Source organism: Moorena bouillonii PNG, from assembly GCF_001942495.1.
Classification (GTDB): domain Bacteria; phylum Cyanobacteriota; class Cyanobacteriia; order Cyanobacteriales; family Coleofasciculaceae; genus Moorena; species Moorena bouillonii.
This window is the reverse complement of record NZ_MKZS01000001.1, coordinates 1716845-1737708: the sequence shown is the minus strand read 5'-3', so window position 1 is coordinate 1737708 and position 20864 is coordinate 1716845. Positions and strand designations below refer to the sequence as shown.

The following is a 20864-nucleotide window of genomic DNA, read 5'->3' as shown; positions in this document are numbered from 1 at the left end:
ATTCCCGATTCCCGATTCCCGATTCCCGATTCCCGATTCCCTGTTCCCGATTCCCTGTTCCCCACTCCCTACTCCCTACTCCCTACTCCCTACTCCCTTTCCTTTATGTACTTAAAAAAATCCCAAACCCCTTTATTACTACTGCTGTGGATTACGATTGGGACTTTGCTGCGCTTTGCTGGTTTAGGGGTTTTACCTCCTTGGACTGATGAATGTGCGACAACAGTATTTAGCCTGGGTAACAGTTTTTACTCGTTACCTCTGAATCAGTTTATGGGAGTAGAAACCCTATTAAGCCCACTGAAACCATCTCCTGAGGCTGGCATTAGTGATGTTATTCATTATTTATTAAGGGAAAGTACCCATCCCCCAGTTTATTTTGCTCTGACCCATCTGTGGCTGAAACTATTCCGATTAGAGGATGGTATGGTTTCCATTTGGGCAGTGCGATCGCTTTCTGCTTTATTGGGAGTAATCTCGATTCCTGCTATCTTTTGCCTAGGTCGGCTGGCCTTTCGCTCACTATTGGTAGGTCATATAGCAGCAGCAATGATGGCTGTCTCTCCTTTCGGGATTTTCCTCGCTCAACAGGCTCGTCATTATACTCTGGCTATTTTGCTGGTGATAGCATCTCTGGGTTGCTTGGTGAAAGCGGTAGAGTTAATCGACCGTGGTGAACGGTTGCCCAGTTGGCTAGGGTTAGCTTGGGTGGGAGTGAATAGTCTGGGGATTGCTACCCATTATTTCTTTATCTTGACGTTAGGTGCGGAAGCGATCACATTATTCGGACAAGCTTGGCGAGAAACTCAGCAAGACCGACTGGCTTTGATCAAACCTTACTGGTGGCGGATTTATGGAGTAGCTATGGGTTCCTTAGCGGGATGTTTAGTGTGGATACCGGCCTTACAAGCTATTCATGATAGTCCCCCTACCCAATGGATTTATAGCCAAAATGCGATCGCACGATGGATTGAACCCATAGGACGATTCCTACTATGGCTGTTCAGTATGGTGTTACTGCTACCTTCTTCTTTCTATGACCTATCCCTAGGAATTATTATTGTTTCCGGTATAGTTACTTTAATCCTAGTGATTTGGATAGTATCCCGTCTCCGCTATGGACTGAAATTACAGCAACTCGATCACCATAACCGTTTCGCTATCACAATCCTAAGGGAGTATGTCTTAGCAGCAATTGGGTTATGTTTAGTCTTGACCTGGGGTTTCGGTATAGATTTAAGCACAGCCCCTCGTTTTCACTTCGTCTACTTTCCAGCAGTGATACTGTTGGTGGCAGCAAGCTTAGGTGGTTGTTGGAATCAGATTCGACTTGTTGCAGAAGTGGGGAATAGGGATTTAGGATCCCCCCTAACCCCCCTTAATAAGGGGGGGAAAGAGGAGGGAATAGGGAACAGGGAGCAGGGAGCAGGGAGCAGGGAGCAGGGAAATGGGACAAAATTCGATGTACCTGATCGGGATGACAAAGGGTATACAGCAAATTCCGCTCCCCTAACCCCCCAAGCGAGGGATTGCTCGCTTGGGGGGGAAATTGAGTCAAAGTCCCCCGCCCCCCTAACCCCCCAATTCTGGGGGGAATTAGCGGATGCTTCGCTTTTTGACAGATGGGGATTTAGGGGGCTTGCAGCTAAAGGCAGTGAGGTCAATTCATCTGAAAAAGGCTATAAGTCTTACTTTGGAAAAAGGATAGTTGTAGCGGTATGGTTGATTGGGCTGTTGGGTGGATTAGTGACAGTCTCGAATCTTGGTTATCTTCAAAACGAGCGCCCGGATCTACTAGTGTCTATTGTTAACCAAGCAAGTGAAGCACCGGTTGCGATCGCAACCACCTACAAACACCATGGACAGACCGGGCGCATGATCGGATTAGCTTGGGGATTGAAAGGTATGGCTGTTGCTAATGGTTCTCATGGTAATTCCAGGGATTTTCCCCAATTTTTCTTAGTAGCTCGTGACCGGAATAGTTTTAGTTACGAAGATGCTGTCCAACAATTACAACAACAATTAAAGGAATTGCCACGACCACTAGATTTATGGTTAGTCAATTTCCGTACCAAAATTGACCTAGATTCTCAGCAATGTTTTCGAGAAAAGACCTCTCGAAAGTGGGCTGGTCAATATAGTTATAAACTTTATCGATGTGTTAACAAGTAAGCAGTAAGCAGTAAGCAGTCAGTGGTCAGTGGTCAGCCGTCAGCCGTCAGCCGTCAGCCGTCAGCTTAACATCAACCTCGTTCAGTAGAATTTAATAGTTCGAGATTAATGAAAATTGATGTAAGCATATGCTGATAGCTGATAGCTGATAGCTGACAGCTTAAGTAAAACAATAAAACCTACTGAAACTCCTATGGATAAAGATACTAAATTTGCTTTACTAGTGATTGCTATTCCCCTGTGTGGGTTAATTTATTGTGGCTCAGCAATAGGACTGATGGTTTACAGCGAATATGTAAGAGAACATCCCCTGACATTTGGTACTCTCTTTTTACTAATTCCCTTCGCTACCGGAGCATTCATTTGGCTGAGAGCTTCTGCTAAAGCTTATCAAGTCAAGGGAATAGGGAACAGGGAACAGGGAACAGGGAGTAGGGAGTAGGGAGTAGGGAGTAGGGAGTAGGGAGTAGGGAAATGGCATCAACAATTCTCACAATTCCTCAACTGATTACTATACCCTACTGAAAGACCAAGGGCGAACAAAATTCAACCTTAATAACCTTGGCCAAAAGGCCACGCTACGCGAACAACATCCTAATCTTAAACCTTCAACATCCTAACCTTCAACCTTCAACATCCTAACCTTCAACCTTCAACATCCTAACCTTAAACCTTCAACCTCATAACCTTAAACCTTCAACATCCTAACCTTAAACCTTCAACATCCTAACCTTAAACCTTCAACATCCTAACCTTCAACCTTCAACATCCTAACTTTCAACTCCCAAAAAAATAGCCGCAGAAATCTTTTCCACGGCTAGAGGTTTTGATGATGACTACAATTTTTCAACCAAACCTAAACACAATCCCATGTGATGAGACCTAATGTTTCGGCCAGGGGGGTTACCCCCCCCCTAAATTAGTTTAATCGATAATCAGGTATTTGGTCATCATCGTGATGAATTCCCCTGAGATGCCAGTGGGCTGAAGGGGGCTCCACTCGGAGATTTCCGCGTAACGCAGCGCATATAGGGTATGCATGGTCTTCATTATGGCTTTACGTGATCCTTTTAAAATGTGCTTAACTGGGTATTTTTTTTGAGAAGGTTCCTGAGGAGTATTAGCGGGAGTAATCTCTTCAGGATTGTTGTTTTCGTTTGGGATAAACTCTTCAGTCATCGTTAAAACCTTTGTTTGAAGTTTATACTATAATTATAATGATTATTATTAAATTTGTCAAGGGGTTTTAGAATTTATTTTCTGAGGGGGTATTGAAAGAAAATGTACAGAATTGAGAATTAATAATTAAGAATCGGGAATCGGGAATCGGGAATCGGGAATCGGGAATCGGGAATCGGGAATCGGGAATCGGGAATCGGGAATCGGGAATCGGGAATCGGGAATCGGGAATAGAGGGGAAATTTTGAAATAGAATCCCGTAGGGTATCTTTGAAAGAATCGCGTTTTTTTGGAGTAATTGTATCGAGATACATGGAAACATTAAATCGGACAAACTTGGAAAGATATCCGAAAAAAAAATTCTACTAATCCTCAATGAATTATGATAGTTTTTGTTCCCGATTCCCGACTCCCGACTCCCGACTCCCGACTCCCGACTACCTAGATTTTCCTGTGTTAAACTAAATCGAGATTGGGTTTAAAGCATCTACTAGTTAATGCTATATAATTAACTGGAGGCTAATCCTTGAGTAAATTAACCGGCTTGATAAAAATCTCAAGCCACCAGGACTCATTACCCAGTGCGGATGTGGTGTTTGTTCACGGGCTGGGAGGGAATGCGATAAGCACGTGGCATCCTAAGGAAAAACAGGATGATGATCACTTCTGGCCAGTGTGGTTAGGACAAGATCAGCTAGGTCTTAACATCTGGTCTTTTGGGTATAACGCTGAAGGGACAAACTGGAAAAGCAACAGCAGTATGCCGCTCTTCGATCAAGCCAGTAATTTATTAGATTGGTTAGATATCCACGAGCTCGGCAAGCGTCCATTAGTATTTATTACTCACAGTATGGGCGGGCTTTTAGTCAAAAAAATGCTTAGCAGTGCGTTGACCTTTCAAAAGCAAGCTATTCTTGAACAGACTAAAGGGATTGTATTTCTGGCTACTCCCCACACTGGTGCTCATCTCGCTAATTTAATTGATAACATTAGCGTTTTGTCACGAACCACCGTAACTGTGCAGGAACTAAAAGCTCATCACCCTCAGTTACGGGAATTGAATGAATGGTATCGAGAAAACGTTCGGAGTTTAGGAATTGCTACAAAGGTCTATTACGAAACCCAGCCTGTAAAAGGAATTGTGGTGGTAGACCCAGATAGTGCTAACCCAGGCATTGAAAAAGTGAAGCCAGTTGCCATAGCAAAGAACCATATTGACCTATGCAAACCAGAGTCTCAAGACAGTCAGGTCTATCTTGGTGTCAAGAAATTTATCAAAGAATGTCTCAAAACTACTGTGCGCCTAAAGGATGACAGCAACGGAACAGTTTATGTTGGCGAGATTCCTATTCATGAACATTAGCTGAAGTCGTCCGACCGGGAACGGACAAAGTTAAATCCCCCCAGTAACATTAGTAATCGTGGCACTCCCCACTTTGTCGGGAGACAAGATCAACTTGATCAGCTCCATCAGGAACTTCAACAGACCGATAAACTAGCAATTTGTGCCATTGCCGGAATGGGCGGTGTGGGCAAAACCGAGTTAGCTCTACAATATGCTCTGAAATATCAGGAAAATTACCCTGGGGGTTTGTGCTGGTTGCAAGTGCGCGGTGCAGATCTTGGCACTCAACTTATTAGTTTTGGGCGTAGGGACTTAGGATTAACGATTCCAGATGAACTAGAGTTCAACGACCAGGTAAGATACTGCTGGAGAAATTGGCCACAAGGCACAGTATTAATCGTGCTGGATGATGTCCCTTCTTTCAGCAAGGACTATAAAAAGAGAATTGAACCCTATTTACCTCCAGCCCAATCCCGCTTCAAAGTACTAATCACCAGCCGTCAGCGTCCAGGGGCTTCTTACCGACGAATTGACCTGGATGTACTTTCCCCAGAAGCAGCATTAAAATTATTAGAATCCCTTGTTGGAAAAGAGCGCATTGACAAAGAACTAAAAGAAGCAGAAGCCCTATGTGAATGGTTGGGTTATTTACCTTTGGGCTTGGAGTTAGTAGGACGATATTTAGATCTAGATCAGAGTTTAACTATCGCTAAAGTTCAGAAACGTTTAGAGAAAAAGAAATTAGCAACAAAGGCATTACTTTGTCCAACAGAACAAGGGGAGATGACAGCCCAGTTGGGAGTAGCAGCAGCATATGAGTTATCCTGGCAGGAGTTGCCACCAGAAGCCCAACAGTTGGGATGTCGTCTGAGTCTGTTTGCTACTGCTCCTTTTGATTGGCCCTTGGTAGAGTCTTGTCTTATCGAAACTGAAGATGAAGATGACTCGGAAGAAGAACAAGAAGAATTGGAGGAGTTACGCGATCGCTTTCTAGTCAATCCTAATATGTTGGCATTGACTGAAAATAAAACCTATCGACTCCATCCACTAATTCGGGAATTCTTCCAGACCAAGCTGGCTCAATTACCAGAGGCTGATTCCTACAAGCAAAGCTTTTGTCAGGCAATGGCGGCTAAGGCAAAAGAAATTCCCAAGACACCAACTCGTGATCAGATTGCAGCAGTGACACCCGCCATCCCCCATTTAGCCGAAGCTGCCACAGTCTTCACTAATTGGATCAGGGATGAAGATTTACTATCACTCTTTACTGGCTTAGGAAGATTCTATGAAGGTCAAGGTAGCTATAACCAGGCTGAACGGTGGTGGGAGCTATGTTTAGAGATAACTAGAAGCCGCCTGGGTGAGAAACATCCCGATGTGGCCACCAGTCTCAACCATCTAGCAGAAAACTACTTTAATCAGGGGCGATACGATCAGGCTCAGTCCCTCTATGTCAAAGCATTGGAGCTCAGAAAAGAGTTACTGGGTGAAGAGCATCCTGATGTGGCCGAAACTTTCAACGACCTGGCAGTATTCCTCGAAGATCAGGGGCTGTTCGATCGCTCAGAATCCTTTTTCCTCAAGGCATTGGAGATAAGAAAGACACTGCTCAGTGAAGACCATCCTGATCTAGTCCTAAGTCTAAATAATTTGGGAAGAGTCTATTGGATTCAGGAGCGCTACGATCAGGCAAAATCCCTCTTAGATCAGGCATTGGAGATGACAAAAAAGTTGTTGAGTGAAGACCATCCTTATAAAATATATATTCTCAACAACTTAGGAGCACTCTACTCTGCCCAGGGGGACTACCATCAGGCAGAAGATTTATATCATAAGGCATTGGAGATCGCAAGGCACCGCCTGAGTGAAAAACATCCTCATGTAGCTCACATTCTCAATAACCTAGCAAATCTCTACAATCTTCAGGGGCAGTACGATCAGGCCGAACCCCTATTGCTGCAAGCATTGGATATTATAAAACCCTGCCTAGGTAAAAAATATCCTCATGTAGCTCACATTCTCAATGGCCTGGGTAACCTCTACAATCTTCAGGGGCAGTACGATCAGGCTGAAACCTTCTATCAGCAGGCATTGAAGATTAGACAGCACTGGTTGGGTGAACAACATCCCCATATAGCTGAGAGTCTCAACAGGCTGGCTGACCTCTACTATAGTCAGGAGCAATACGATCAGGCTGAAACCTTCTATCAGCAGGCATTGAAGATTAGACAGCACTGGTTGGGTGAACAACATCCCCATATAGCTGAGAGTCTCAACAGGCTGGCTGACCTCTACTATAGTCAGGAGCAATACGATCAGGCTGAAACCTTCTATATGCAAGCATTGGAGATGAGAAAGGGCTGCTTAGGTGAACAACATCCCCATATAGCTGATAGTCTCAATAACCTGGCTAACCTCTACTATAGTCAGGAGCAATACGATCAGGCCGAACCTCTCTATCAGCAGGCATTGGACATGAACAAGAAGTTGCTGGGTCGCAAGCATATCTATGTAGCCCACATTCTCAATAACCTAGCAAATCTCTACAATATTCAGGGGCAGTACGATCAGGCAAAACCTCTCTATATCGAGGCATTGGATATGAAAAAGCAGTTGCTCGGTAAGAACCATCCAGATTTAGTCGTCAGTCTCAATAACCTGGCAAATTTCTACTATAGTCAGGAGCAATACGATCAGTCTGAAACCTTCTATATGCAAGCATTGGAGATGAGAAAGGGCTGCTTAGGTGAACAACATCCCCATATAGCTGATAGTCTCAACAGGCTGGCTGACCTCTACTATAGTCAGGAGCAATACGATCAGGCTGAAACCTTCTATATGCAAGCATTGGAGATGAGAAAGGGCTGCTTAGGTGAACAACATCCCCATATAGCTGATAGTCTCAATAACCTGGCAAATTTCTACTATAGTCAGGAGCAGTACAATCAGGCAGAACCTCTATATATCGAGGCATTGGAGATTGCAGAGCGGAAGTTAGGGTCAAATCATCCTAAAACTGTTACCTGCCGTGATAATCTGGAAAGGTTGCGCGATATCCGTAATAATCCCTAATTTTTGAAATATTTTAGGAATAAATTCGCGAGTTTGCGCGATTTATTCCTAAAGCTGATCCGTTATCAAAATAAATTCTAATTCACAGGATAGCGATTGACCGTATGTCATGCTACGCGATGCGACCTAGGAGCCGCTAAAAGCGATTGACCTATGGTCACGCTACGCGATGAAGCGAAGCTTCCGCTAAAAGCGATCGCATTCTCAAGCCAACAGCCAACAACTAAACAATAACTCTGTTTAGCAAATTCCTATCAAAAGCGCTATACTATAGGTTGAGTCATACTAACCACACCTATCACACTGCTCACCCCCCATTTTCCCTAACTTAACAATATTATTCGGTCAAGACTAGACATTTTTCAGTAAAGTGTAAGTATATAGACCCCAAAAGCAATTATTGAAAATTCTAAAACCATGAGTTTATCCCTAAAGCAGCTGACCGTTTATCTGACATTGCTGGGCTTGGGCGGAGGTGCAGGGGTTTTGGGTAGTCGCTATCTCATGGCAGAGCAAGAGGTAATCAGACGCCCACAAATTGTTCCAGCAGTATTACAACCATTCACGCCACAACGATCAACAGTTACACCCCAGAAAAACCTGAATTTCATTGCTAAAGCGGTAGAAAAAGTAGGTCCGGCAGTAGTGAGAATCGATGCCGCCCGTCAAGTATCACGGGATATCCCACAACCCTTCCAAAATCCCTTCTTTAGGCGCTTTTTTGGGGAAGACCTGCCCATGCCACAACCGCGCATCGAGCAAGGCACCGGCTCAGGGTTTATCCTCAGCTCCGATGGACGCTTGATTACCAATGCCCACGTTGTAGAAGGCACAGAGGAAGTTAAAGTCACCCTAAAAGACGGTCGCAGCTTTGACGGTCAAGTCGTGGGCACTGACCCAGTCACCGATGTAGCGGTAGTCAAAATTGAAGCAACGGACTTGCCCACAGTCAACTTGGGTAAAGCTGAGAATTTGACCCCAGGAGAATGGGCGATCGCTATTGGTAATCCCCTCGGTTTAGATAATACTGTAACCGTTGGTATCATCAGTGCCTTAGGGCGCTCCAGTTCCCAAGTCGGGGTTCCTGAAAAACGGGTCAGCTTTATCCAAACGGATGCCGCCATTAACCCTGGTAATTCTGGTGGTCCGTTGTTGAATGCCACTGGTGAAGTGGTTGGGATTAACACTGCTATTCGAGCCAATGCCCAAGGCTTAGGGTTTGCTATCCCCGTGGAAACTGCGGAACGGATTGCCAATCAACTATTTTCTAAAGGTAAAGTTGAGCATCCTTACCTAGGCATTCAGATGGTGACCTTGACCCCAGACTTGAGAGAAAAAATTAATCAAGACCAAGACTTTGACCTGAAAGTCACCCAAGATGATGGGGTTTTAATCGTCCGGGTGGTGCCAGGCTCCCCCGCTCAGAGAGCTGGTTTCAAACAAGGAGATATCATTAAAACCGTTGCGTCGAAACCAGTAAAAAATGCCACTGAGGTTCAGCAGGGTGTCGAAGCCTCAGAGGTTGGTGCCCAGTTAGAGGTGGAAGTGCTTCGTAACGGTAAGACCAAATTAATCAGCGTGCGACCAGGGGCTTTTCCCATGGATAATTGATGATAACAGAGGGAGTAGGGAGTAGGGAGTAGGGAGTAGGGAATCGGGAATCGGGAGTCGGGAATCGGGAGTCGGGAGTTTGGGAAGTTAATTAAAGAAATAAGGTTATTTTTGAAATAAATCTGATAAGTGTGATATAATATAAAACCCTGATAGTTTAATGAATTGATTGTGACTAGGTGGGCATTAGCTAGCTACAGGATTAGCAAGCTGAGTGAATCGGTCTGTGTACTGCCCACCCTACATCTCTCTACACCTCTACATCTCTAACGATTAGGTGGGCAGTAGCTAGCTACAGGATTAGCAAGCTGAGTTAATCGGTCTGTGTACTGCCCACCCTACATCTTTTCCCATGGGTAATTAGGATAGCTCTGCTTGTAAAAAATCAATAAACTGTCGTGCTGTTCTACCAGAGAAACCATTGGCTCGGATTGCCCACTGTAAGGCACGACGTCTGATTTCACTAGGCTCAAGGGGGATTTGGGCTAGGGTAGCTAGATGTTGGACAATCTTGAGGTAGGTTTTCTGGTCAGCTTTCTCAAAGGTTAGGGTTAAGCCAAAGCGATCGCTAAACGAGAGTTTCTCGTGAACCGTATCCCAACCATGAACCTCTTCATTGCTAGGACGGGGACGGTCTTCAAAGAATTCTCGAATCAAGTGTCGTCGATTAGAGGTGGCGTAAACCACAACATTAGCAGGTCGTGCCGTTAAATTCCCTTCCAAGATTACCTTTAAAGCTTTATAGGAATCATTATCCTCTTCAAAGGATAAATCATCGATAAAGATAATAAATTTTTGAGGCTGGTCTCGCAATTGCTCGGTAATTACCGGTAAATCAATCATCTCTGATTTCGGGACTTCAATAATTCGCAATCCCCGCTCACCGTATTCATTTAACAACGCCTTGACCAAAGAAGACTTACCTGAACCGCGACTACCGTAAAGTAATACATTCAGGGCTCGGTAGCCTTTCAGCAGAAATTCTGTATTCTTGAGCAATTGCTTCCGCGCCAATTCATAGCCCACCAGCTCACTGAGTCTAATCGGATCTGGATTGGCAATACCAAGCAACTGACCCGATTGCCAACGAAACCCTTGATAGTCAGCAAAAATTCCAGTACCAAACTCTCGATAGTATGCTGCGATCGCCTCCAAGCCATCAGCCCAATTCTCTAAATTGTTTAGTTTAGCTTGCAGCTCCCCTTGCCATCGAGTACGTTTATCACTCTGGTCAGCTCCCGACCTGGATTGACTTGACTCACAATTCCAAGGCACCAGTTCAACTGGTAAAACAGATGCTCTTTTGACCCACTTACAAAGTTGTTTACTGCTGCAATTATAGATATTTTTTAAAGCTTGTAAGTCATGACGAGCTGCCTCTACCAATGCTGGCGGTAATGTTTCTAATTCAGAACCTTGAACTTGCCTGGTAAAGGAATTATCAGCCCTCAGGATTTGCCTAAACAGATAATCTTGCCAACTTTGGTTTTTGTTAGCTAACCCTTGAAACCAGTCACCATAAGCTTTTAAACAACTGATGTCATCCACATCACTGTTCACCATAGCTTCTAATAGTTTCAAAAACGCTAAACCTACTCCTTCACTCAATACTGATTGATAAACTAGCAAAGATGCAGCTTGGTAGCGGAGGTATTGAATTGAATCAATCGTTTGTTTATCCACAATAGGGTTTTCAGTTGGGTAAGGTTTTTAGGGAGCAGGGAGTAGGGAGTAGGGAGTAGGGAGTAGGGAGTAGGGAATCGGGAATCGGGAATTCATAAGAGGCAAGAGGCAAGAGGCAAGAGGCAAGAGGCAAAAGTTTATTTAAGTTGGATTTTTTATGGTTTAAAAATGTCACATATAAACTACTTTAAAGATTTACTAATTTTGCCAAAAGTACTGATAACCCTATTTTTAATAAACTCTACTAACTGACGACTATTCCCTCTAGCCCTTTGCCTTTTGCCTAGACTTTAGCTACTAATTTATCATATAGCAATCCGTGTCGTAATTGTGAGAATTTTTTTTCCTATTCCCTATTTCCTATTCCCTATTCCCTATTCCCTATTCCCTACTCCCTACTCCCTACTCCCTACTCCCTAAAATCCAATAAACAAAAGGTTGATGAGCATTTTATCACTCATCAACCTTAATTACACTTTAGACAGAGATAGACTAACCTTTAGGATTTTCTGCCATTAGCTATTAGCCATTAACTATTACCAAACCCCTACTTGCTTTCAGAAAACTCAGCGTCAATGACATCATCACCGCCAGAGCTACCAGAAGCAGCAGCATCAGGACCTGGTGCGCCAGCATCAGTAGGCTGAGCAGCCCCCTCAGCTTGTTGATACAGGTTAGCACTAACACTGTAGAGAGCTTGTTGTAACTCAGTGGTCAGAGTCTTGATTTTCTCATCATCCTCTTGGGTAATTGCCTCTCGCAGGTCTTTGATCAACCCTTCGATCTTCTCCTTATCAGCTGCTGGCAATTTATCATCGAGTTCTTTAATCTGTTTCTCGGCCTGGTAGGTCAGAGAATCAGCTTGGTTCTTACGGTCAATCTTCTCACGACGCTCTTGGTCAGCCTCTGCATTAGCTTCAGCATCCTTCACCATCCGGTCTACTTCCTGATCGGATAGGGTGGACGCACCAGTAATGTTGATCGACTGTTCCTTACCAGTGCCCTTGTCCTTAGCGGTAACATTAAGGATACCGTTGGCATCAATATCAAAGGTTACCTCAATCTGAGGCACGCCACGGGGTGCAGGGGGAATTCCATCCAATCGGAAAGTTCCCAAGCTCTTGTTGTCAGAGGACATTTCCCGCTCACCCTGAAGAACATGGATTTCTACGTTGGTCTGACCATCCACAGCAGTAGAGAAGGTTTCTGACTTCTTGGTGGGGACAGTGGTGTTACGGGTAATCAGTTTGGTCATCACGCCACCGAGAGTTTCCACACCCAAGGACAAGGGGGTGACATCCAACAGTAGGATATCCTTGACTTCACCAGCCAATACACCACCTTGGATAGCAGCACCTACCGCTACCACTTCATCGGGGTTAACGGTCTGGTTAGGATCCTTGCCAAGTACCTTCTTGACCACCTGTTGCACTGCAGGGATCCGAGTAGAACCACCAACCAAGACCACCTCATCAATGGCACTCTTATCGAGTTTGGCATCCTTGATGGCATTCTCTACCGGAATGCGGCAACGGTCGATTAAGTCAGAGCAAATATCTTCAAACTGACCCCTAGTCAAGGTCATATCCAGGTGCTTAGGCCCTTCTTGGGTAGCCGTGATGAAAGGCAAGTTAATGTCAGCTTGCATAACGCTAGACAACTCAATCTTGGCTTTCTCTGCGGCTTCAGTCAGACGTTGTAGAGCTTGCTTGTCCTTACGTAGGTCAATCCCTTCTGCGCTTTGGAACTCTTTGGCTAGGTGATCAACAATTTTCTTATCGAAGTCATCACCACCGAGGTGAGTGTCACCAGAAGTAGCTAACACTTCAAATACCCCGTCACCTACTTCTAGAATAGAGACGTCAAAGGTACCACCACCCAAGTCAAACACCAGGATAGTTTCGTTGCTCTTCTTGTCTAAACCATAAGCCAGAGACGCTGCGGTCGGTTCGTTGATAATTCGCAGCACTTCAACACCAGCAATCTTACCCGCTGCCTTAGTAGCTTGACGCTGGGAGTCATTGAAGTAAGCTGGCACAGTAATGACGGCTTGGGTAACGGTTTCCCCAAGATACTTGCTAGCATCATCAACCAGCTTGCGCAGCACCTGAGCTGATATCTCTTCTGGCGCAAATTGCTTTCCTTGAGCTGGGGAATCTAGCTTGACATTATCACCAACCTTGAGAGTTTTGTAAGATACTTCGGTAGCCTCGTTGGTGACTTCACTGTATCTACGTCCAATGAAGCGTTTGACTGAATAGAAAGTGTTTTCGGGGTTCATCACCGCCTGACGCTTAGCGATTTGACCCACTAAGCGATCGCCATTTTTGGCATAAGCTACGACTGAAGGGGTTGTCCGAAAACCTTCTGCATTAGCAATAACCGTGGGTTTACCACCTTCCATTACTGCTACGCAGGAGTTTGTTGTACCTAAGTCAATTCCAACAACTTTTGCCATAAGAGTGTTCCGGGTGCCTATAACTACAAATACTGGTAGGGTAGGAGAGGATTAGAGAAGGATCCGTCAGATTGGTTCAAGGAATAACCGTTGCCAGTTTTTATACCATCGGTTGGATTACCATTATTTATACTGAACTTTATTTGCCAGTCTAATGAAGGGTGGTTTCCCGAACCTAAGATGGGACGGTTCTCGATTGATTGAACCTCCCCAACCTAAGAGGATGGGGATTCCCAGGCACAACCAACTAAGTGGCTGTTAAGTCCATGGGCGTAACTTTCCCTGGCCGTAGGCCACGCTGCGCGAACGTTCCGGGGGTAGCCGGGTAGGATCGATACCCAGTTTTTTCGTTTATTAACGCCATTGAGGGGAAAAGAATACCCCGTCCTATTAGGTCGGGGATGAATTTTACCCTGGCCAAAGGCCACGCTACGCGAACAAACTCCCCTCTTCGATAACCGATTATCTACTGATTTTCTCGGTCAAGGGGCAGCAGGAAAGAAAAAAGTTATGGGTAATCAGCGCCATTTTCGATTAGGTGTGATAGTCGGAACATAGGGAAGATCACCGAAGTTGGGGAAGAATCCACCCAGAGTTCTGATTTCCGTCACGTTTGAATTAGGACTGCTATGGTCAAAACCCATGTATGTTTTTTTCCTGACCCCTTTTTCTTGCCTTGCCTGTGTCTAATTTACGAAAATTAACGGCTGTTGGGATTGGTGTGAACCGTAACAAATCAGTTGTGTTTGCCGTCTTGAGAGCAGTTGAGAAAACTGAAATGGGAGTCGGGAGTCGGGAATAGGGAAAGATAGAGAGGTGTGGGGAGATGGGGAGATAGAGAGGTGTGGGGAGATGGGGAGATGGGGAGATGAGGATTCATAATTAAGAACTGCTATAAGTATGATCAGCTAAGTATGATCAGCGCTATATCTGTGTTCTGTCATTCTCGGAGATGGCGATCGCGCTTTCTTGTTACAGTCAAAAAGTTAAAGTTGTTGAGATTTAGCTATATTTTCTGATTCTTCTTAGAAAATATAGAAGCGATCGCCGTTTGTACAAGAGTTAGAGAAGTTATAAATCACAAAAGTTTTCCCAGACTGATCAAACATAGAGCTATCGCTTATCATATTAATGAGGTACACATTGTTTTTTTAGCTATTCCCTGTTTCCCATTCCCTGTTTACTATTAAATCATGCTCCCTGCTCCGAAGTCCCTGCTCCCTAAAACCCAAAAAATTGTACCTTACCTAATTCAAAAATTAGATTAGGTAATCACGACGGAAACAACACCATTACCAATGCCAGTTCTATCTCCACAATTACAGCAACGGTTAGCATCACCCCTAAAAATTGGGTCAGTTGAGGTCAACAGCCGGGTGTTACAGTCACCCCTGTCTGGAGTAACCGACTTGGTCTTTCGTCGCCTAGTGCGTCGCTACGCCACTGAGTCGATGATGTATACCGAAATGGTTCATGCTAGCCAGTTAAAGTATCTCCGAGAATTGCCCAAGATTATGGAGGTAGACCCATTAGAAAAACCGATCAGTATCCAATTATTCGACTGTCGCCCGGACTTTCTGGCTCAAGCGGCACAAAAGGCAGTGGCAGAAGGGGCAGATACTGTGGATATCAATATGGGTTGCCCTGTTAATAAAATTACTAAAAATGGTGGCGGGTCTGCCTTACTGCGAGATCCAGAAACGGCGGAAGCAATTGTACGATCAGTAGTCAAGGCGGTGGAGGTACCTGTAACGGTCAAAACCCGTATTGGCTGGACTAATCAGGAGATCAATGCCCTAGAATTTGCCCAACGTATGGAAGATGCCGGGGCTCAGATGTTGACCCTCCATGGCCGTACTCGTGACCAGGGGTATAATGGCTCCGCTCGCTGGGAATGGATTAAGCGCGTAAAAGATGTGCTGTCAATCCCAGTTATTGCTAATGGGGATATTTTGTCTGTCGATGCAGCAGTACGCTGCTTGGAAAAAACCGGTGCTGATGGGGTAATGTGTTCTCGGGGAACCCTGGGCTATCCGTTTCTAGTCGGAGAAATAGACTATTTTCTGAAAACCGGACAACTGTTACCCCCAACCACACCCGTACAACTGCTTGAATGTGCTAAGGAGCATTTACAAGGTCTATGGCACTATAAGGGGGAGCGGGGTATTTATCAGTCCCGGAAACACATGAGTTGGTACGCCAAAGGGTTTCCCGGAGCAGGGGAATTGCGTCAGAAACTCAGTAGAATAGAGACGGTTGACCAAGGAGTTGAGTTGATTGAAAATGCGATCGCTAAACTTCATCCGTAAGCAATCAGCCGTCAGCCGTCAGCCGTCAGCCCTGAGCTTTTAGCTCATGCGTGCGCGTTCAGCCACGCTACTTAAGGTGCCGTCAGCCTTTGCATAATAGCTGGTTGCTGATAGCTGATAGCTGATAGCTAGCTGCTGATAGCTGATAGCTTACCTTCATCTTAATCAACCCTAATTTTTTAAATAATTTTTTTATCCCAGTATTTTTACCAAAAATATTGGGTTTAAAGCCCCGTCCTTCTAGGACGGCTTTTTTTTTTAGAATCTATATTGACAGTTGTCGCCAAGCATGTTAATTTTGGAGTTTATCGAAACAGATCGATCTTCGTTCGCGGAGCGTGACCTTAGGTCAATGATCATTCTAGAGTTCAAAGCATGGGGCAAAAAACACCAATATTCAGCTATAGACGAAGCTATTCGGACAGTGAAGTTTATCCGTAATAGCTGTATTCGCTTGTGGTTGGACAACAAAGGAACTGGGAAGTACGACCTTAGCAAATATTGCAAGGTTTTGGCCAAACAGTTTCCTTTTGCTAATGAGTTGAACTCTAGTGCTCGTCAGGCCGCGTCCGAACGAGCATGGTCATCAATCGCGAAATTTTACGACAATTGCAAGAAAAAGGTACCCGGAAAGAAAGGGTTTCCCAAGTTCAAGAAAAAGGTGAGATCGGTTGAGTATAAGCAATCAGGATGGAAATTGTCCCCTGATAAAAAATCAATCACTTTCACAGATAAAAAAGGAATTGGGAAGCTTAAACTCAAGGGTAAATGGGACTTGTGGCGCTTTGATAAGAAACAAATTAAGCGGGTTAGAATAGTTTGGCGAGCAGATGGGTACTATGTCCAGTTCTGCGTTTCAGTCGATATCAATGAAGAATTAGAATCAACCGGTAAAACTATCGGACTGGATGTAGGACTTAAAGATTTTTACACTGATTCTGATGGGAATACTGAACCTAACCCAAGGTTTTATCGAAAGGGAGAAAAGCGCCTTAAGTTCTATCAGCGTCGAGTATCCCGAAAAAAGAAAGGCTCATCCAACCGTAAAAAAGCCGTTAATAGATTAGGCAGGACACATCTCAAGATAAGTAGGCAACGTGAAGAACATGCCAAGAGACTCGCACGTTGCGTAATCCGGTCTAACGACTTGGTCGCCTACGTTCGCGCAGCGTGCCGAAGGCAAGACTTAAGAGTAAAAAATCTAGCAAAAAATCATTGTCGCGGCTTATCTATTAATGATGCAGGTTGGTATCAGTTCCGAAAATGGATGGAGCACTTTGGCGTCAAGTTTGGCAGAATAACCGTTGCAGTTAATCCTGCCTACACTAGCCAGAACTGTTCTAGTTGTGGTGAAGTGGTCAAAAAGTCGCTATCAACTCGAACTCATACTTGCAAGTGTGGGTGCGAACTAGACAGAGACCACAACGCCGCCATCAACATTAGAACAAGAGCCTTGAGTACGGTGGGGCACACCGGAACTTGGATCATTGATCCGAACGCTTGCGGAGAATCAACCTCTACTCTTCCTGATTCCGGTCTGGTTGAGCAAGTTGGCTCGTTGAAGCAAGAATCCCCGTTCTTCTAGGACGGGGAGTGTCAAGGTATAATCACCCAGGCAGATTCTGTCGGGTATTCACCCTGCTGGGTAATATCCTGTCACGTCTTGTTATCAGCAATATTGCTAGATAGTATAATTGTATGATAGTATAGGTAGAATTTTTTGTTCAAATTTAGGAGGATTAATTTAGTATGACCCAAGTGGTTGTCGGTGAAAATGAAGGTATTGAGTCAGCCCTGCGTAGATTTAAGCGACAAGTCTCTAAAGCAGGAATTTTTGCTGATATGAAGCGTCTACGTCACTTTGAGACTCCCATTGAAAAGAAAAAGCGCAAAGCGATCGCTCGCAGACGCAAGCGTCGTTACCGCTAAACCTTCAATTGACACTGTCAACACTCCCCGGTCATCAGACGCGGGGTTTTTTGCTGGGCTTACTCCCTCCCTATCACCTGACCGGTTGAAGCAACCACAGTAAAGGAATCGGGAATCGGGAATCGGGAATCGGGAATCGCTAACGTAGATTTGTTTGGAATAGGTTCAGTTAAAGCAAGTCCAACAACTGGGATTCACTTAATTGGGTAATTCCTAATTCTTTAGCCTTTTCTAACTTAGAACCAGCATCTTCCCCAACCACCAAATAATCAGTTTTGGCACTAACTGAACTAGTAACCTTACCACCAGCGTTTTGAATCAAGTCTTTCGCGTCACTACGCTTGAGGGTAGGCAAGGTGCCAGTAATCACAAAGGTTTTTCCGGTTAAGGGTTGGGTTTTATCTAGCGCTCTAGTTTTAGTAGAGGCTTCTAACTGTAAACCTGCCTCTCGCAATCGAGTAATCAAGGTCTGGTTGCTGGAAATCTGAAACCAACCCCAGACAGACTGAGCAATTTCTGGTCCAATGCCGTAGATTCCCTCAATATCGGTGACGGTTGCTTGAGCCAACTGCTCAATGGTAGGAAAAGTCTGGGCAAGGGTTTGAGCATTGACACTACCCACATGACGAATCCCTAACCCATACAGGACTCGTGACCAAGGTTGAGTTTTGGATTTTGCGATCGCATTTAGCAACTTCTGGGCTAACTTATGGCCCATACGCTCCAATGACACCAGCTGCTCTAAGGTTAAATCATAAAGGTCAGCAACAGATGTCACCAAGCCTTGGTCTACCAATTGTTCTACAATCTTTTCCCCCAAACCATTAATATCAAGAGCATTACGACTTGCCCAGTGGGTGAGGGTTCCCTTCACAATCGCAGGACAAGATGAATTAATACAGCGAGTCACTGCTTCACCCTTAGGACGCACCAAGGGTTGATTACAAACAGGGCAATGGGTAGGCATCTCGAAGGGCTTAGCATGATCAGGACGTAACTCTGGTAAAACACGTACCACCTCCGGGATAATCTCCCCTGCTTTCCGTACAATCACCGTATCCCCAACTCGCAAATCTAATTGGGCAACATAATCACCATTGTGTAGGGCAGCCCGTTGTACTGTTGTCCCTGCCAATTGCACTGGTTCTAAAATAGCCAAGGGTGTCACTGCTCCGGTGCGTCCCACATTAACTGTAATTGCTTCGACACGACTGGGAGCTTCTTCAGCCGGATATTTCAGAGCAATCGCCCAACGAGGAAACTTCTGGGTAAACCCCAATTGTTTTTGTATCCGGAAAGCATTAATTTTCACCACTACCCCATCGGTCAGGTAGGGTAAATCTTTCCGTTTCGCATCCCAGTAATTGTAATAATCCTGAACATCCTGTAAGGAAGTACAACATTGGCGATGGGGATTCACCGGAAAACCAAGCTTTTGCATCAACTCCAAAGCATCCCATTGGGAATTGGGCATTGGGATGGTGTACTCCTCACTACTATCCTGATTCGGAATATGTAAGGTATAAGCAAAGAAATCCAATTGCCGTTTAGCAACAATTCGAGGCTCTAATTGGCGCAAGGTACCAGCAGCGGCATTACGAGGATTAGCAAATAATGGCTCACCTGCTTGTGCTCGTTCTTGATTAATCCTCTCAAATACATTCCGACGTAAGAATGCCTCACCACGGACTTCTACTAAAGCTGGGGGTTGGTCTAGATGTTGGTCTCGATTAACTTCCTCTAGATTGAGTCGCAAAGGAATGGAGCGAATAGTGCGGACATTCTGAGTAATATCCTCCCCTGTGTATCCATCACCTCTGGTCACTCCTCGAACCAAAATCCCATTTTCATAGGTCAGTGCTAATGCTGAACCGTCAATTTTGAGTTCACAAACGTATTCAGTATTGAGTCCTGAGTCTTGGGAAATATCACCAGAAATATGACGCTGCCATCGTTCTTGCCATTGGCTAAATTCCTCAAGGTTAAAGGCATTATCCAGACTATAGAGTGGGATATTGTGGCCCACGGAAACAAAACCAGTAGCTGGTTTCTCTCCTACCCGCTGGGTTGGACTATCAGAGGTTACTAACTCAGGATACTCTGTTTCCAGCTGTTGCAGTTCCCGGTAGAGTTGATCGTAGATGGCATCTGCCATGATGGGATTGTCCAGGACGTAGTAGGCATAACTAGCTTTTTGCAACAGTCGCCGCAGTTCCTGAATTCGCTGGTTGACGTCGGGGGTTACTGGTGCCACAGGGGTGATTATCCTTGATGGAGATTCACTCTAGTTTATCGTTCAGATTAACCAGATTAACCAGATTAACTATAGCCCTGCTTGAGGTGAAACAGAAAACTTTTGTAAAGTCTACTCACAAGTTCAGTATTTCCACTAATTCCGTTTGCGGTCACTAATGTCATCTTGGTATTAACTAAGGTACTTTTCCAAGAGACAACAACAATGGGTCTGTTTGACAAAATTTCAATTAGTCGTCAACACAGCCAAATAACACTCGGACCAGCTGAAGCCTTTGCTGCGATCGCATTAACTGCTGGTGCTGCTGACGGATACGCGACTAATTCTGAGGTTCAAGCCATTATTACTGCCTTATCTCGAATGCAGCTGTTTAGGAGCTACTCAGCTGATGTAATGGCAAGAATGTTTGAACGACTTTTGATGCTCCTGCAGCGGCAAGGTTCTGATCCTCTTCTTAGTGGAGCCCTGAAATCACTCCCCCATGAACTACAAGGAACAGCCTTTGCGATCGCCACTGATATTATCTTAGCAGATGGAGAAATTACCGATGATGAAGAAGAGTTTTTGAACGAGCTTTATCATGCTTTAGAGATATCAGAAGAAACCGCTGTAAATATTATAGACGTAATGTTAATTAAAAATCAAGGGTAATAGGATTTTTAATTAATTACTAATTTTGACAAAACTGGCTAAATCTATTCAGTCGAGGGTTCACTTCTAGAAGTGAGCCCTCGACTGTTAATTGTGATATTATCTAACTTGTGATCACCTGGAACTTGATAGAATTACTAACAGATTCAGAGGATATCTGAAAAGTTTTTTGATACTGAATTTTGCCCCCCTAGCCCCCCA

The 20864-nt window shown here is 44.7% G+C and carries 15 protein-coding genes; 8 read left to right on the top strand and 7 right to left on the bottom strand.

All coding sequences use genetic code 11. The features are described from left to right. Positions 1-2172 (top strand): glycosyltransferase family 39 protein (locus BJP37_RS42245; RefSeq protein WP_229415227.1); only part of this gene is annotated, 2172 nt, incomplete at its 5' end. Positions 2173-3096: 924 nt separating this feature from the next. Here BJP37_RS42245 and BJP37_RS07145 read toward each other — a convergent pair. Both BJP37_RS07145 and BJP37_RS38720 read right to left on the bottom strand, forming a co-directional pair. Further along, entirely contained in the window at positions 3097-3351 is a 255-nt protein-coding gene (locus tag BJP37_RS07145; protein ID WP_075897588.1) for a hypothetical protein, read from the bottom strand. Between the two features lie 119 nt (positions 3352-3470). Next, complete coding sequence (locus tag BJP37_RS38720; RefSeq protein WP_158069472.1) at positions 3471-3665, bottom strand: hypothetical protein; 195 nt, start codon at positions 3663-3665, stop codon at positions 3471-3473. 212 nt (positions 3666-3877) lie between these two features. Here BJP37_RS38720 and BJP37_RS07140 point away from each other — a divergent pair, with 212 nt between their 5' ends. From BJP37_RS07140 to BJP37_RS07130, 3 genes are all read left to right on the top strand, one after another. Next, positions 3878-4714, top strand: coding sequence for an esterase/lipase family protein (locus tag BJP37_RS07140; RefSeq protein ID WP_229415226.1), 837 nt, complete (start codon positions 3878-3880; stop codon positions 4712-4714). Next, a complete protein-coding gene (locus tag BJP37_RS42240) occupies positions 4715-7768 on the top strand; it encodes a tetratricopeptide repeat protein (protein WP_330359487.1) in 3054 nt (1017 codons plus the stop codon). It begins immediately after the preceding gene. 417 nt (positions 7769-8185) lie between these two features. Continuing rightward, entirely contained in the window at positions 8186-9379 is a 1194-nt protein-coding gene (locus BJP37_RS07130) for an HhoA/HhoB/HtrA family serine endopeptidase (RefSeq protein WP_075897586.1), read from the top strand. 360 nt (positions 9380-9739) lie between these two features. On the opposite strand, the gene BJP37_RS07125 is transcribed toward BJP37_RS07130, so the two are convergent. The 4 genes from BJP37_RS07125 to BJP37_RS38715 form a co-directional block, all read right to left on the bottom strand. Further along, positions 9740-11062 carry an ATP-binding protein gene (locus BJP37_RS07125; RefSeq protein WP_075897584.1) on the bottom strand — a complete coding sequence of 441 codons (1323 nt, stop codon included), beginning with the start codon at positions 11060-11062 and terminating at the stop codon, positions 9740-9742. Positions 11063-11072: 10 nt separating this feature from the next. Then, positions 11073-11237 (bottom strand): hypothetical protein, encoded by a 165-nt coding sequence (locus BJP37_RS40835; RefSeq protein ID WP_198953976.1) that lies wholly within the window; start codon positions 11235-11237, stop codon positions 11073-11075. A 372-nt stretch (positions 11238-11609) separates the two neighbouring features. Continuing rightward, on the bottom strand, positions 11610-13520 hold the full coding sequence (gene dnaK, locus BJP37_RS07120; protein ID WP_075897582.1) for a molecular chaperone DnaK: 1911 nt from the start codon (positions 13518-13520) through the stop codon (positions 11610-11612). 736 nt (positions 13521-14256) lie between these two features. After that, positions 14257-14400, bottom strand: coding sequence for a hypothetical protein (locus BJP37_RS38715; protein WP_158069471.1), 144 nt, complete (start codon positions 14398-14400; stop codon positions 14257-14259). A 418-nt stretch (positions 14401-14818) separates the two neighbouring features. Here BJP37_RS38715 and dusB point away from each other — a divergent pair, with 418 nt between their 5' ends. The 3 genes from dusB (at position 14819) to rpsU (ending at position 17758) form a co-directional block, all read left to right on the top strand. Further along, complete coding sequence (gene dusB, locus BJP37_RS07115; protein WP_075897580.1) at positions 14819-15829, top strand: tRNA dihydrouridine synthase DusB; 1011 nt, start codon at positions 14819-14821, stop codon at positions 15827-15829. 352 nt (positions 15830-16181) lie between these two features. Then, complete coding sequence (locus BJP37_RS07110) at positions 16182-17414, top strand: RNA-guided endonuclease InsQ/TnpB family protein (RefSeq protein ID WP_075905845.1); 1233 nt, start codon at positions 16182-16184, stop codon at positions 17412-17414. A gap of 164 nt (positions 17415-17578) precedes the next feature. Continuing rightward, the gene (rpsU, locus tag BJP37_RS07105; RefSeq protein ID WP_008186741.1) at positions 17579-17758 is read left to right on the top strand and encodes a 30S ribosomal protein S21; all 180 of its coding nucleotides are present in this window, start codon (positions 17579-17581) and stop codon (positions 17756-17758) included. A 169-nt stretch (positions 17759-17927) separates the two neighbouring features. Here the strand turns inward: rpsU and ligA are convergent, their stop codons facing one another. Further along, on the bottom strand, positions 17928-20012 hold the full coding sequence (ligA, locus tag BJP37_RS07100; RefSeq protein ID WP_075897578.1) for an NAD-dependent DNA ligase LigA: 2085 nt from the start codon (positions 20010-20012) through the stop codon (positions 17928-17930). A gap of 204 nt (positions 20013-20216) precedes the next feature. Between ligA and BJP37_RS07095 the strand changes: the two genes are divergently transcribed. After that, on the top strand, positions 20217-20663 hold the full coding sequence (locus BJP37_RS07095; RefSeq protein WP_075897576.1) for a tellurite resistance TerB family protein: 447 nt from the start codon (positions 20217-20219) through the stop codon (positions 20661-20663). The last annotated feature ends 201 nt before the right edge of the window (positions 20664-20864 follow it).

Coding starts and splice junctions, on each gene's coding strand:
- BJP37_RS07145 (WP_075897588.1), bottom strand. CDS start 3,351: ATGACTGAAGAGTTTATCCCAAACGAAAACAACAATCCTGAAGAGATT.
- BJP37_RS38720 (WP_158069472.1), bottom strand. CDS start 3,665: ATGTATCTCGATACAATTACTCCAAAAAAACGCGATTCTTTCAAAGAT.
- BJP37_RS07130 (WP_075897586.1), top strand. CDS start 8,186: ATGAGTTTATCCCTAAAGCAGCTGACCGTTTATCTGACATTGCTGGGC.
- dnaK (WP_075897582.1), bottom strand. CDS start 13,520: ATGGCAAAAGTTGTTGGAATTGACTTAGGTACAACAAACTCCTGCGTA.
- BJP37_RS38715 (WP_158069471.1), bottom strand. CDS start 14,400: ATGAATCCTCATCTCCCCATCTCCCCATCTCCCCACACCTCTCTATCT.
- dusB (WP_075897580.1), top strand. CDS start 14,819: ATGCCAGTTCTATCTCCACAATTACAGCAACGGTTAGCATCACCCCTA.
- BJP37_RS07110 (WP_075905845.1), top strand. CDS start 16,182: ATGATCATTCTAGAGTTCAAAGCATGGGGCAAAAAACACCAATATTCA.
- rpsU (WP_008186741.1), top strand. CDS start 17,579: ATGACCCAAGTGGTTGTCGGTGAAAATGAAGGTATTGAGTCAGCCCTG.
- BJP37_RS07095 (WP_075897576.1), top strand. CDS start 20,217: ATGGGTCTGTTTGACAAAATTTCAATTAGTCGTCAACACAGCCAAATA.